Source organism: Pelomicrobium sp. G1 (genome assembly GCF_051905455.1).
Classification (GTDB): domain Bacteria; phylum Pseudomonadota; class Gammaproteobacteria; order Burkholderiales; family UBA6910; genus Pelomicrobium.
The window spans coordinates 320,078-333,928 of sequence record NZ_JBQACR010000002.1 but is presented as its reverse complement, the minus strand read 5'-3'; the positions used below and the strand labels follow the sequence as shown (position 1 = coordinate 333,928).

The following is a 13,851-nucleotide window of genomic DNA, read 5'->3' as shown; positions in this document are numbered from 1 at the left end:
GGACCGGGCTTGGGCGATGGAAAACGGGTAGACATCGAACGTCGCCCGCCGGGAGCCGCCGTCCCGTTGCGCCCCCTGCCATCCCTCGGGAGATCTTGTGTGAGGCTCCGGGCTACCGTGCGCCCTCTCCCAGGAGAACGACCCGGACTGTCTCGAACAGGATCACGAGGTCGAGCAGAAGGCTGTGGTTTTTCACGTAATAAAGGTCGAACTGCAGCTTCTTGCGGGCATCCTGCACGGAACAACCATAGCAATAGCGGACCTGGGCCCAGCCGGTGATGCCCGGCTTGACGCTGTGCCGCACGCCATAGAACGGAATCTGCTCGGTCAGCTCGGCCACGAAATAGGGCCGCTCGGGCCTCGGGCCCACGAAGCTCATGTCCCCCTTCAAGACGTTGATGAGCTGGGGCAACTCGTCGATGCGGGTCTTGCGGATAAAACGCCCCACCCGCGTCACCCGGTCATCCTTTTCGGACGCCCAACGGGGCTTGCCGTCCGCTTCCGCGTCCTGGCGCATACTGCGGAACTTGAGCAGGTTGAACGTCCTGCCCCCCGCCCCTACCCGTTCCTGCTTGAAGACGATGGGCCGCCCGCTCTCCAGAAAAATGGCGATGGCCGCGAGCACCATGACGGGAGCCGCCACCACGAGGAGCAGGCCCGCCGCGACCAGGTCGAACGCCCGTTTCACCAGGGTGCGGGCAATGCCCTGACGGAAACCGTCCCCATAGATGAGCCAGCTCGCCTTCAGGGATTCGATGTGCACCTCTCCGTTCAGCCGCTCGAAGAAGGTGGGCAGGTCGGTCACCCGAACGCCCCGCAGACGGCAATCGAGCAGTTGCCGCAGGGGCAGCACGCCCCCCCGCCGTTCCCGGGCCGCCACGATCACCTCGTGCACGTTCAGCCGCCGCACCAGTTCCGGCAGGGGCGAAGCATCGCCGACGATCTTCCCTTGGGGCACCGCGGGCTGCGTACCATCCTTGAGCGGATAGAAGCCCACCACCTCGACCGCCGGCTGGGAAAGGGAAGCGAGCGCTCGCTCCACGTTGAGCGCATCGGGGCCGGCGCCGAGCACCAGGATACGGTGGGCGAAAAGCCGGGACCGGTTGTCCTGGGGCATCGCCCCGCGGAGCAGCACCACCGCCCCGAGCCCGAGCAGCATGGCGTAGCCGAGGACGCTCTGGTACAGATCTCCGTGGGGAAGAAGATGGAAGGCGGCATAGGCTACCGGCCAGCCCACCACCAGCATCAAGGCCACGCGGCCGCTCAGCACCTGAAGCCGATTGCCCGTTCGCGTCTGCCGGTACAGCCCCAGGGAGCCGTTGACGGCCACCATCAAGCCGGCAAAGAACAAGGCGGCGGAAAGCATCGTGCCGCCCGAGGGCTTCGCTCCTTGGGCGGCCAGCGCCACCGCCGCCACCATGGCGATGAAAAACAGCCCCGCTTCCGCCGCCAGCTCACAAAAACTGGCCAGTGCCACCCGGTAACTGAAGAACCTGAGCATGGCCCGCCACTCCCGTCGGTTGCCTTCTTGCTTCTTTTCTTGCTTGTTGCTGGTTCTTAAGCCGATTTTTTCGAACCGGTTGTTCCCCCTGGCGTCGGGCCGCACAGGTCGCCCTCGAATCCGTGAGGATGAGTCTCGCCTCCTCGACGGATCGAGGATTAACAGGATCGCTTTCGAGAAATTGAAACCGCCCGGTCATCCCCGGGCGAAGGCGTGCTTACCTGCTTCTTGTCGACTGGCTACAACGGCTGTGCCTCATCCCGATGCCAGTCTATATCATAGACCGGGCCGTGCGTCAGAAAAGTGGAGGGTGTGTTAAGTTTTGTTATGGTTCTGCGAAGGGGGAAGATGATCATTTCTTCATATCGATTCCGCATGATAGCCGCAAGGGGTTGTCCGCGCCAAGAAATCTTCCTCCCGGTCCTCTTCGCTTGTCTACAGTGTCCGCGATGGAATCCTTTTTTTACACGAAGAAAATTCTGGCTCTGATGGTGCTCCCACCCGCGGGGCCCCTGCTGCTCGCTGCGGCGGGGCTGCTGTTCCTGAGGCGCCGGCCAGCGTTGGGGAAAGCGCTGGCGTGGGCCGGCGTGCTCGTCCTCTTCGCTTTGTCCCTGCCGATGGTTTCCTGGAGCCTGGGCCTCCTCTTGCAGGACGACCCCGTCCTGGACTTGCGCCGGGCGACCCAGGCCCAGGCCGTGATCATCATCGGCGGCGGCATCCGGCCGGAGGCCGTGGAGTACGGCGGGGACACCCTGAGCGCCTTGAGTCTCGAGCGCCTCCGTTACGGGGCGCGAATCGCCCGCCTGACCGGCCTTCCCGTGTTGGTGTCCGGCGGCGCCGCCCATCGAGGACCCCCCGAGGCCGAACTCATGAAGGCGGTGCTGGAGGCGGAATACCGCGTGCCGGTGCGCTGGGTGGAAGCCCAGTCCCGCAACACCTACGAAAACGCGGTCCTCTCGGCTTCGCTGCTCCGCCAGGCGAACGTTGGACGGGCCGTTCTGGTGGCCCACGCCTTCGACATGCGCCGGGCCCGGGCCGAGTTCGAAGCGGCGGGGATCGAGGTGATTCCCGCCCCGACGGGGCTCCCCGCCTGGACCGGGGAGACGATTTTCGAATGGCTCCCCAACATGGGCGCGCTGCGGGGAAGCTATTACGCCTTGTACGAGCTTCTTGCCAACGCGGCGCGGTATCTGGGTCTCAACAAATAAAAAAGTTCGATGCGGATTCGCTCTCTGCGTCGGATAGCGGCAATGAGGCCATTCCCACCCAGTCCATGTCGATGCTTTTTACACATTGCAAGGGCTTTCAGATCGGCCCATGGCGTCAATGACTTGGGATTTTTTTTCCTTAACCGGGTCGAACTGCTCCCCCTTTCTCTGAAGGGGCGGAGCGCGTCTCAATCTCGACTGCTGGTGGGAAGGTGTCGACCCAGTTTACGAATTCGGTGCATCCCCCCTTCAAAAAGCGAACATTGTATGGCGAATCAATACCCTACTGCCATGGCGCGGTATATGCTTCTAATGCGTTGAAACCGACTTGGGGGATAAGAACATGAATACTGCAATGGGAAGAGCCCTTCGATTAGGGGTGGTGGCAATGGCGCTTGCCCTTTTCGGCTTTGCGCCCGGATCAGCGCAGGCGGCCGCGTGTACGGTGGATACCGCTTTCAACCCGGACCCGTTTCTCGCGGATGCCACCAGTTGCGGCCTGGGTACCCCCAGCAACGATAGCGCCAGCGCGGTGAATTCCGTCGCCCCGGGAGGCTTCGCTGACTGGGCCCTGATCGACAAAGAGGGAGATGAAAGTCTGCCTTCGACCGCTCTGACCTTCGAGCCGGTGGGCGGCAGCCAAGGCAATTGGTACATTGATTTGGCGGCTGTGCCGTTCAGCCAGCTTCTTATCGTGCTCAAGGACGGGGGCACGGGCGATGAAGTTACCAATCCCGACCCGCCGCCTCCCTCCCTCGGCCAGATTCAGTGGGTGTGGTTCATCCTCGACATGAGCGCCAATTCCTGTGTCGGTTTCACAGGGCTTGTCACGCCCACGATTCCCGCGGGCGCGGACCTGTGCGGCACGTGGTCCATGTGGGGTAATCATAAGGGCAGTTTGAAAAACATTTCCCATATGTCCCTCTACGGCAGGGGAGGCACGCCGCCCCAAGAAATGCCCGAGCCGGGCACCCTGCTCCTGCTGGGCTCCGCGCTCCTGGGACTCGGCGCCGTCCGCCGCTACGCCCGGCGGCGAATCGATTGAAGTTTTTGCCACAATAACAATAAAGCAGAAGCCCGCCTGATCAGCGGGCTTTCTGCTTTTATGCTAGCGCTTTCGCTGCTTTACTGCCGCTTGACGGTGATCGAGGCGCTGCCCGCGTTGCCCGCAGGATCTTCTGCCCGGGCGGTCAGGGTGGAAGTAGAGCTCGACCGGGCCTCCCATCGTCCTTTGCTCTTGGCCTTCCGGGACCCGGTATCCCAAGTGTAGCTCAGGCTGGAGCCGTAGGCCACCGCCACTTCCTTGCCGTCGATGGAGAGGGAGATCTTGGCGACTTTCTTGTCGTCGGTGGCGCTCGCGCTCACGTTCACGGTACCGCTCACCGTGGCCCCGTTGGCGGGGCTGGAGAAGCTGACGGTCGGGGCCACGGTGTCGTTGGCGACGGTGACGGAGACGGTAGCGGAACTCCCTAGGTTGCCGCTCGCGTCCACCGCCTTCGCCTGGAGGGAGGCCTCCCCGTCGGGAAGGGCGGAGGTGTCCCAACCGAAGCGATAGGGCGCCGTCGTCTCCGTGCCCACCAAGCGCCCGTTGGCATAGAGTTCCACCCGGGCGACGCCCCCGTTGTCGCTGGCGCTCACGTCCACCGGCACCAGCCCGCTGACTTTACCGCCAGTGGGGGAGACGATGGCCACGCTCGGCGGCTGGATATCCTTGGCAACCAGGCCCTGGGCAGCCGAGACGGCGGCGGCCGCGTCCACCCGGCCATGACCATAGTAGGGGTCATAGCCCGCCGGTCCCCGATCGAGGGTCGTCTCGAAAAGGGTCCGGTCCAGGCTGGCCGGATCCAGACTGGGGTTGGCCGCCATCATGAGGGCATAGATCCCAGCCGTCACGGGGCTCGAAGCGGAAGTGCCGGAGAAGCCCCCGTAGCCGCCCCCTCGCGTTGTGGTGTAAATGCTCACTCCAGGCGCCGCGACGTCGATGTGCTTGCCCCAACTGGACCAGGAAGTCCGGTTGTCCGAGCTGTCGGTGGCCGAGACGGCGGTGATGGCATCGCTCGCCGGATCCCCCAGCTCGCCCCCTGTGTTGCCGCCCGCCACCACCACGATGCCACCTTTGTTGCGGAAGTACTGGGCCGCCTCCCGCACCGTGCTGCTGGAAGACACGCTCAAGAAGCTGATGTTGGCCACCCGCGCCCCACGGTCGGCCGCCCAGACCAGGGCCTGGGCCATGAGGCTGTAATAACCGTAACCTTGGCTATCGGTCACCCGCAGGGGCATGATGTGTGAGCGCCAACTTACGCCCGCCGCGCCCAAGGCATTGTTGCCCACCGCCGCGGCCGCGCCCGCCACCTTGGTGCCATGCCCATGGACGTCCGAAGTGGTGGCATTGTTGTCGTAAAAGTTCCACCCAGCGACCAGATGGGGGGTAAGGTCCGGGTGGTTGCCGTCCACCCCGGTATCCAGGATGGCGACTGTCACTCCCTCACCGACGGAACGATCCCACGCGGTATTGGCGCCGATCTTCGGGAGATGCCAGGCGCTGCCCAGGGCGGGATCGTTGGTGGTCTGGGCGGGCTCCACCGCCCGATCCAGCTCGGCGAACTTGACGTGGGGATGCCGGGCCAGCATTTGGGCCATCGCCACCTCGCTCGCCTGGACCGGCAATTCGATGATGTGGACGTTGAGCGGACCGAGCTTTGCTTTCGCCCGGGCGCCGAACGGCTTCAGGATTTTCTCGAACTCGCTCATCCCGATCCCCGCCCGCGGCTGTACCAGGAGGCGGCCTTTGACGTAGCGCACCACTTTGCCATCCTGGACCTGGCTCTCGGCCACGACCTCGCCGTGGGCGAGGGGCGCGCTCAGCAGGGCGCCGCAGGAGAGGCCAGCGGCGAGCCAGTACCGCCATTGCGTCCCTCGCCTCCAGGCTGAGGCACGGAGCAGGTCAAAACGGCGAGGTTGAAGATACCGGAGCGGCTGCTGAACTTCCGGAACAGGAATAGCGGGCACCATAACGTTCTCCCCTGGGTAAGCGGCCTGCCGGCTGCAAACAGGGGGGAAGCCAATGGCGGGTCACATGGAACGGGAGAGAGGTTGTCCCTTGGACTGCGCCGACCCGAAGAACGCGCGACGCTCGTACATGCCCCGACCCCTGGCAGTCCCACTGTCTGAGGCCAGTGCCGCCAGACTGGTGACTTTGCGCCCCTGGCTCACGCCAGGTTTGCCTTTTTCAGGTGTCGCTTTAAAAAGTAGTCGAAGTTTATTGATTTGTCAATTTTTGTTTTTGGCTGCTGAGCAGGAAGAGCATCGTCAAGGCGACCCCTACCAGCGCCCAGGTCCCGGGCTCAGGAAGCTCTGCGGTCACTCGGCTGATTTTGAAGGCGTCCAAGTCTTTGGTGCTGGTTTTCGGGGCGGCAGCAATCACCAGGTAGCGGCCGTAGCCTGCGCCCGTAAGGAGTTGAGGCGTATTGACCGGCACGTTGGTGAAAGACCAGAAGTCCGAAAAGCCCAGAGACGCCAGGGTGGCGAAGCTTTGTCCGCTGAAGTCAAAACCCGGGCCCAGCGCGGCACCGCCAAACCACACGTGGATGTCCGCATCCTTCGATTTGTAGCCGATCTCAAAGCTCAAGGGGCTGTAATGATCGTCAGGGAACTCGAAGATCACCAGATCTACGTGCCGGTGATTGTCCACCGCATGGTAAGGCGACACCGCTTCCCGCTTGCTATCCCCACTCACGTTATCATCCGGGTAGTTGTTTTTTACCCCCAGGCCGCCGCTGTACAGGCCCAGCTTGGCTGGATTGAAAACGCCCGTTCCGTTCTCGTATTCGGTGGAATAGGCCCACGCCCTCAAAACCTCCCCTCCTGAGGAAAAAGTTCGGGGCCCCGAGGCGGGGGCTGAGCTCCCCGTGGTGGTCCATTGGGTGATGATCCCCGCTTGGGCGACACTGACAGCAGTCCACAAAAGTGCGGCCAGCCCATGTTGGATCCAAGTTTTGGAATGGCAAAACCTTTGCATGGGTGTTTTCTCCTCTTTTGAACAAGCCCCCCGAGTGGGGAGCAAGCCCCATGCCGACAAATATGCTTTTTGAAATCAGATGCTTTTTATCCCTATCGTCGAGTTCGTCTTAAGATCGTAAGGTCTGCCGACAGGTCGGGGCTCGGAGCCGGGCCCGTCGCTGCGCCGTCGAGCAAAAAAGCCGTTGGACGAGACGAGTGCCCGTGGCCCGGTGGACGACGGGCGTAGGGGGAGTCAGTTGAGGTTGAGGAATTCAGGCGGCCTGGAACAGGGGACGTGCCAGGCCTATGCGCCGGTCGAGCTGGGAGAGCTCCAGGTGCATGAGGACCGAAGGGGCCTGGACCCGGGGGCACATTTTCGGCTCGCCCAGCCGGCGGAACTCGAAAGCCCGCTCATAGAAAGCGACGTGGCGGGGATTCACCTCGATGAAGACATCGGTGGCCCGATGCACCAGCCGACCGACCAGGTAGGCCGAGTGAACCAGCAGCGCCAACGCCGATCTGGAGGTTTCGCCGACGTCCACCGCCAGCCGGATCAACTCGCATACGCGGCGCCCCTGGGCGCGGATCGCGTCCACGGCGCAGCGGTGGGCCTCGTCCACCGAAAGCCCGGCGCTGGAGTCGAGCCCCAGGGTCAATGTCCCCACGGCCCGCTCACCCTGCTGGGCCAGCAAGGTGACGTGGCGGTAGAGGCCTTGCGATCGACCGGCCGCCGGCGGTTCCGTCAGGAAAGACGTGCGGTACCCGCGCCGGGCGTAGTTCTGGCGGACGAGGGTGATGGCGGACTCGTGCTCGCGCCTGGAGCGGGCCACCACCACTTTCATGGACCCGGACGGCATTCTCGAGAGAGCCTCCTGGGCCGCAGTGCGGGATGCCTCGCCCTCTTCGTCTTGCCCTGAACGCCGGGCGCGGAACGCAGCCAGAAAAGAATCCGAAGAAACAAAGGAAACCGTGCTTGGGACCGCGGACAGCAGTCCCCATGCCTCGTATGGCGCCATACGGTGCCACCCCTCCCCTAGGCCCGAGAATCGATGCTCCCCTCCATGGCAAAAACCGGGCCACCACCGATATAAGTTTACCTTTCAACGCATTAGAGATCAGGCGACCGAATGAGCGGCGCGTTTCCTGTCGCCGATATGCGACAGCCAAAACGCCCAGGCGGGCGATGCGGCGGTGCAAGCCTGATCAACCCTGGCAACCCCTGTTGTCGTCGATCGACGACAGGGCTGGACGGAACCCGTCCCATCACAGCCGCTTGAGGTAATCCTTGGTGAAGACCTTGTCGGGCAGGTCGCGCAGCTTCATGTTGGCGTATTCCAGTATCGAAACCTCACCCTCCCGCAGGGCATCCCGCATGACCAGCCGGGTCGGCCGCACCCGCCCCGCCATGGTCTGGAACTCCTCGTACTGGCAGGTCTTGAGCAGGCGGCCCGACACCGAGTAGAACTCCGCCTTGTAGGGAAAGAAATTCGCCTTCTGGACCCAGTAGATCACCCTGTGGTAGGTCACCCCCCGGTCCACGGCGTTGAGCTCCAGCACATAATAGTCTTTCCCCTCGATCGTCTCCTCGCGCAACAGCCGGGGCGCGTAATCCCCCGTGAAATTGGCCCGGGCCAAGTCCCCGTTGGCCACTTGGCCCGTCAGGCGCTGGGACAAGGAAAGCCGCACCGGCTGGGAAACGTTGGGAAGGAAAACCCACAGGTCCCGATCCCGCATGAGCAGGATCTGGCCTCGCTCGGAGGCGGGCTCGGTCACCATCACGATGGTCTTGTCGTTGCCCTTGGAGAGGACGCGGTACTTGCGGTTCTCGGTGGTGGCGCCATCGCTGGTGGTGGTGATGGCGACGTCGACTTCGAACCCCTCCTGGGGAAATCGGATCGCGTCGGCCTTTTCCACTATACTACGGGCAACCGCATCGGCGTCCGTGGTAGGGGAAGCGGCGCCGAGAGACACGGCCGTCAAAGCGAGCGCTGCCACGCAAGCGAACGCCGTTGTCGCGAGGCCGCGAGCCGGAAGCGCGGACATCATGCGCTTAACGACTGCAACCGAGAGACGAGCGTTTCCGAACACGCCATGCCATGAGCGTCGTCCTGGTTGAGCACGTGACCAAAATCTACCGGCTGGGTACGCAGACGGTCAAGGCGCTGGAGGACGTGTCCCTCGCGGTCGAAGCGGGCGTTTTCATGGCCATCGCCGGCCCCTCGGGGAGCGGGAAGTCCACGCTGCTCAACCTGATCGGTTGCATCGACACGCCCACCGAGGGACGGGTCTTCGTCAACGGTCAGGACGTGACCGGGAAAACGCCCGACCAGCTCGCCGGATTGCGCGGGCGCACCATCGGGTTTATCTTTCAGACGTTCAACCTGTTCCCGGTGCTCACGGCGGAGGAGAACGTGGAGTACCCGCTGCTCCAGTTTCCGGAGCTGTCCCGCAAGGAGCGCAAAGCGCGGGTCGCCCATTTCCTCGACGTGGTGCAGCTCAGGGAATTCGCCCGTCATCGCCCCAACCAGCTCTCCGGCGGCCAGCGCCAGCGGGTGGCCATCGCCCGGGCCCTGGCCACCCATCCCAGCATCGTGCTGGCGGACGAGCCCACGGCCAACCTGGACCATCGCACCGGGAGCAGCATTCTGGAGCTCATGCGGGCCATCAACCGCCGGCTCGGCACCACCTTCGTCTTTTCCACCCACGATCAGAAGGTGATGGACATGGCCGACCGCCTGGTGCAGATCGAAGACGGTCGGATCACCCGGCTCGCGGTGCGCGCCGGCGACCGCTGGGTCGCGGTGGACGCCCGCAAGCGGGGGGGTGCCCTCGACGTGGCGGGGAGGTCCCATTAAGCGGCATAGCACTTTTGGGCTGCTCGCCGGGCTGGCAGCTTCGAGCCTGGCCAGCGCGGCTTGGGCCGCGCCCGCCGGGCCTGCCGCCATGGAGCGGGATAGTTCACGGCTCGAAGGGTCGGTGCCTGCCCCCTACCCGATGAGCGCGTCCTCGCTGGGCGGTCTGCTAGCGAGTCTTGCCGCTCAACAGGCGGCGTCAAGCCCGCCACCCCTTCCCAGGGACGGCTCGGCATCCATCGAACACCCCGAGACAAAAACCGTGGGGCGCGTAGAGCGAGGCGAAGCGCACCGGGCAGCGCCGGTGAACGGTGCGCCAAGGCGCCCCCTGCCCGCTGACGGCCGGCGGGATGACGTGAGCGTCGTGCCTGTCAAGGCCGGAGACGGGGCGCTGCGGCTGGCCCAGGCCGAAGCCCATGGCGCGGGGGATGCCGGCGCGCCGCTGCCCAGCAGCCGGGAGGAGCTTTTCGGGCTGGCGCCGGCCGAAGAAAGCGCTCCTGCGGTCAAGTGGGGCGGATTCCTCGACTCCACCCTGGCCTACACGTACAGCAAACCCACCCACTGGTCCCGGGCAGTGGCACGCACCCAGCTCGAAGCCGAAGGGCGCCTGGGGAATGGCCTGCGGTGGAAAGCGGGCGCCCGGGTGGACGCGGACCCGGTCTATTTCGCCTCCGAGTTCTACTTGCCCAAGGTCAAGGAAGACCAGCGGCTGGAGGCGTTCTGGCGGGAAATCTACCTGGACTTTCCCCTCGCCGGATGGGATTTGCGCGTCGGCGCGCAGAATATCGTGTGGGGCGAGGTGGTGGGGCTGTTCTTCGCCGACGTGGTTTCGGCGCGGGATCTGCGGGACTTCCTCCTGCCCGGCTTCGATGTCATCCGCATTCCCCAATGGGCGGCGCGGGCGGAGTACTTCGCCGGGGACGCCCACCTGGAACTCGTCTGGATCCCCGTTCCCGTGTTCGACGACATCGGCAAGCCCGGCTCGGATTTCTACCCCGTGCCTCTGCCTTCGCCGACGCCCCCCGAGGCGGCGGCCCTGTTCATGGACCCGGAGCGCCCGGCCCGCACCCTTGGCAACGGCAACTACGGGCTTCGCTTCAATACCCTCACCGCCGGCTGGGACTGGTCGCTCTTCTATTACCGGAGTTTCAGCGCCCATCCCACCTTCTTCCGCCTGGCGCCGGCCGGACCCGGACTGCCCGCCCGATTCCAGCCCCGCTACGACCGCATCTGGCAGCTCGGGGGGACTTTGAGCAAGGACCTGGGCGCTTTCGTGCTGCGGGCGGAGGCGGTCTATACCCACGGTCAACGCTTCGGCGTGACCGATCCCGCGGCCCCTAACGGGGTGGTGGAGCAGGAGACCCTGGACGTCATCGCCGGCGCCGATTTCTCCCTGGGGGGAGCCACCCACCTCAACGTGCAGGCGTTTCAGCGCGCTTTCCTGGACGGGGGAGGCGGGGGTCACATCATCAAGACCGACGGCCTCGGCGGAAGCCTCCGGCTCACCACCAAGCTGGGGGCTCGGTTCGAGCCCCAGCTCCTCTGGATCCAGAGCTTCAAGGACGCGGGCGGGCTCATCCGCCCGCGGCTCAACTGGCTGCTGGAAAAGAACACCACCCTGGGATTCGGGCTCGATATCTTCACCGGGCCGCAGGACGGGTTCTTCGGCCGCTACGGCAACCGGGATCGAATCTATACCGAGCTGCGCCACGATTTCTAGACGTTGTGCCGCAGCGCGTCCACGACGGAAAGCCGCGCCATGCGGCGGGCGGGCAGAAGGGTGGCCAGCACGGTGGCGAAGACGCCCACCAGCGCCGCCCCCGTGATTACTCCGGGAACGAGCTGGATCCGGGCCATGTAGCCCAAGTTGGCGTTGGGGGGCGGCGGCATCGGGATGCCGACGGCGGAGATCGCCGCCGCCAGTCCCACTCCCAGCGCGACCCCGATCCCGGCACCGATGGAGCCGATCAACAGCCCTTCCGTCATGATCAGGCCAAACACCTTGCGGCGCCGGTCTCCCAGGGCGCACATGGTGCCGAACTCGCCGATGCGCTCGAAGAGGCTCAGGTTCACGGTGTTGGCGACGGAAAGCAGCACCATGAGCAGCACGATCAGGCGCAGCACCCCGAACTGCCGCTCGTACAGGTCCACGGTCTTTTCGTAGAAGTCGCTAAGTTCCCGCCAGGTGCGAAGGGTGAGGCCCGCCGTTTCCAACCGGCTTCGGAGCGAGGCGGCGAAACGGTCCGTCGCTCCGGTGGCACCGAGTTCCACCACCAGCACGTTCACGCCGGAGGTGGCGAGCAGCTCCTGGGCCGCCTCCAGAGGGATCTTGACCGCCCGGGCGTCGTAGTCCTTGGAGTAACTTTGGAACACCCCCACCACCTCGAAGTCCAGGACGTTCACCGCGCCCCCCATCGCGGTGGTCATCAGGGTCACGGTGTCGCCGGGCCCGAGCTTGAGGGCCCTCGCTAACCCCTCGCCCACGAGAATCCCGTAGCGATGGCGCGAGCTTAAGCGCTCCCCGGACTGGATCACCATATAGGTGCCCAGCCGCGCCTCCTTGTCCGGCTCGATCCCTTCGCCGACGACCGGCAAGTCGGTGCGGCCGTTGCCGAGCAAGGCCGAAAAGTGAAGGCGCCCCATCACTTGGGTAACGCCGGACTGGCCTTCCAGGCGTTTCGCCAGGGCAGTGGCGTCTTCGATTAAGTACTTCTCCGGCGCCTGGGAGCCATAGGTGAAAAAGCCTTTCCGGGCAACCTGCACGTGGCCGGTCTGGGAGCGGATGATGGCCTCTCCCAGTTGGATATAGATGTCCTGGACGAAGCCGCCGGTCAGCACCAACCCGCTCACCCCGAACCCGATGGCCGCCAGCGTGAGCCCAGTGCGCAGCCGATGCCGGGCGACGTTGCGGGCGGCCAGTCCCAGCAAAATAGCGAAGCGCTCGAAGCGCAGCCGGATACGGGACATGAGCTCAACGGCTGTGACGAAGGGCATCCACGATGGGCAGGCTCGCCGCCTTCCAGGCCGGATAGAGGCTGGCGAAAAAGGCGGTGACCAAAGCGAGAAGGGCGGCGTCGGCCGTGAGGGACCAGCTCACGGCGATTTCGGCCGTGTAACCCCGGCCCATGCCGGGGGCGGGGGGCATGGGAATGCCAACGGCGGAGATCACCGCCGCGGCGACGGCTCCCAGGAGGGCTCCCAGCCCTCCCCCAGCGAGCCCGATCAGCAGGCCCTCGCCGACGAAGCGTTGCATGATCTGCCGTCGCTTTGCCCCCAGCGCGAGGGCTGTGCCGATTTCCCAGGTTCTTTCCAGAACCGACATGGTGAGCACGTTGGAGATGCTGAGCACGATAATCACCGCGATGATGAGCTTGACGAAACCCACCTGGCGCTTGAAAAGCGCCGCGGTCTTGTTATAGAAATCCGCCAACCGGAACCAGGGCACGATCTCCAGCCCCAGCGCCTCGAGACGGGGGCGGAGGCGCGCCAATACTTCGGGGGTCGCTTCCGTCTCGTTGAGCAAGACCAACCATTTGTGAGCGCCGGAAGCCCGGAGCAATTCTTGGACGAGCCCGATGGGCGCACGCAGCGCGTAGTCGTCGTAGGCCTTGGTCACCGTCGAGAAAAGCCCCCGCACCCGGGCCTCGACGGCGTTCACCCCGCCAGTGCGCGTGGTGGCGAGCAACACGACCGTGTCGCCCACTTTGGCGCCCAGATTCAAGGCAAGCCCCTGGCCCAATATCACGCCACGCGGATCGTTGGCGTCGAGGGGTTGCCCGCGCTCGATCACGACGGCGCGGGCGAGCCCCCCTTCGCGGCGGGGATCCACCCCTTCGCCGGAGAAGGAGAGCGTCGCATCGCCGAGGCTGACGAGGCCGGAGAAGGAAAGGCGCGGCGCCGTCTCGGTGATCTCTCGGCTCCCCCGGAGCGCTCCTTCGACGTCCACCTGGGGATCGATCAGAAACGCCCACGGATCCGCCGCTCCCGACTCGAAATAGCCTCGTTTCGCCACCTGCAGATGACCCAAATGGGCGCGGATGGTCCATTCACGCCCCATCCGTAACGACCAGTCGATGAAGCCGGCGGCGAGCATGTACAGGGCCACGCCGGCAATGATCGCCCCCATGGCCACCAGGCTCCGGTGGCCCTGGCGGGCCACATTGCGATAAGCCAGAAAAAAATCGGTCGTGAGACCGTGCAAGAAGGCCCCGCCGCGAACCGCCAGTGCGCTCATCTCTCGGCCATCGGGTTGAACGGCAAGGGTCGGCGGGCACCGGCCAACCCTCCGGGT

At 64.9% G+C, this 13,851-nt stretch carries 11 protein-coding genes and 1 riboswitch; of the genes, 4 read left to right on the top strand and 7 right to left on the bottom strand.

What is annotated here, in order from left to right; translation table 11 throughout:
* Window positions 1–112: 112 nt before the first annotated feature.
* On the bottom strand, window positions 113–1,501 hold the full coding sequence (locus tag ACTFO6_RS03690) for a TIGR03013 family XrtA/PEP-CTERM system glycosyltransferase (protein WP_439933084.1): 1,389 nt from the start codon (window positions 1,499–1,501) through the stop codon (window positions 113–115).
* Window positions 1,502–1,989: 488 nt separating this feature from the next.
* On the opposite strand from ACTFO6_RS03690, the gene ACTFO6_RS03685 reads away from it, so the two are divergent.
* The gene (locus ACTFO6_RS03685) at window positions 1,990–2,709 is read left to right on the top strand and encodes a YdcF family protein (protein WP_439933083.1); all 720 of its coding nucleotides are present in this window, start codon (window positions 1,990–1,992) and stop codon (window positions 2,707–2,709) included.
* Between the two features lie 388 nt (window positions 2,710–3,097).
* Window positions 3,098–3,754 carry a PEP-CTERM sorting domain-containing protein gene (locus tag ACTFO6_RS03680; protein ID WP_439933082.1) on the top strand — a complete coding sequence of 219 codons (657 nt, stop codon included), beginning with the start codon at window positions 3,098–3,100 and terminating at the stop codon, window positions 3,752–3,754.
* 80 nt (window positions 3,755–3,834) lie between these two features.
* On the opposite strand, the gene ACTFO6_RS03675 is transcribed toward ACTFO6_RS03680, so the two are convergent.
* From ACTFO6_RS03675 to ACTFO6_RS03660, 4 genes are all read right to left on the bottom strand, one after another.
* Entirely contained in the window at window positions 3,835–5,544 is a 1,710-nt protein-coding gene (locus tag ACTFO6_RS03675; protein WP_439933081.1) for a S8 family serine peptidase, read from the bottom strand.
* 315 nt (window positions 5,545–5,859) lie between these two features.
* Window positions 5,860–5,944: riboswitch (cyclic di-GMP riboswitch) on the bottom strand.
* Window positions 5,945–5,968: 24 nt separating this feature from the next.
* Window positions 5,969–6,562 (bottom strand): hypothetical protein, encoded by a 594-nt coding sequence (locus ACTFO6_RS03670; protein WP_439933080.1) that lies wholly within the window; start codon window positions 6,560–6,562, stop codon window positions 5,969–5,971.
* Window positions 6,563–6,980: 418 nt separating this feature from the next.
* Complete coding sequence (locus tag ACTFO6_RS03665; protein WP_439933079.1) at window positions 6,981–7,565, bottom strand: N-acyl amino acid synthase FeeM domain-containing protein; 585 nt, start codon at window positions 7,563–7,565, stop codon at window positions 6,981–6,983.
* Between the two features lie 406 nt (window positions 7,566–7,971).
* Window positions 7,972–8,751, bottom strand: coding sequence for an outer membrane lipoprotein-sorting protein (locus ACTFO6_RS03660; protein ID WP_439933103.1), 780 nt, complete (start codon window positions 8,749–8,751; stop codon window positions 7,972–7,974).
* Between the two features lie 53 nt (window positions 8,752–8,804).
* Between ACTFO6_RS03660 and ACTFO6_RS03655 the strand changes: the two genes are divergently transcribed.
* Complete coding sequence (locus ACTFO6_RS03655) at window positions 8,805–9,563, top strand: ABC transporter ATP-binding protein (protein WP_439933078.1); 759 nt, start codon at window positions 8,805–8,807, stop codon at window positions 9,561–9,563.
* 352 nt (window positions 9,564–9,915) lie between these two features.
* Window positions 9,916–11,280: a DUF1302 family protein gene (locus tag ACTFO6_RS03650; RefSeq protein WP_439933077.1), complete on the top strand. Its 1,365-nt coding sequence runs from the start codon at window positions 9,916–9,918 to the stop codon at window positions 11,278–11,280.
* On the opposite strand, the gene ACTFO6_RS03645 is transcribed toward ACTFO6_RS03650, so the two are convergent.
* Both ACTFO6_RS03645 and ACTFO6_RS03640 read right to left on the bottom strand, forming a co-directional pair.
* Window positions 11,277–12,554, bottom strand: a complete 1,278-nt coding sequence (locus ACTFO6_RS03645; RefSeq protein WP_439933076.1) for an ABC transporter permease — start codon at window positions 12,552–12,554, stop codon at window positions 11,277–11,279. The two genes, ACTFO6_RS03650 and ACTFO6_RS03645, sit on opposite strands and share 4 nt — an antisense overlap.
* On the bottom strand, window positions 12,532–13,794 hold the full coding sequence (locus tag ACTFO6_RS03640) for an ABC transporter permease (RefSeq protein ID WP_439933075.1): 1,263 nt from the start codon (window positions 13,792–13,794) through the stop codon (window positions 12,532–12,534). Before ACTFO6_RS03640 ends, ACTFO6_RS03645 begins: the two co-directional genes overlap by 23 nt.
* Window positions 13,795–13,851: the final 57 nt, after the last annotated feature.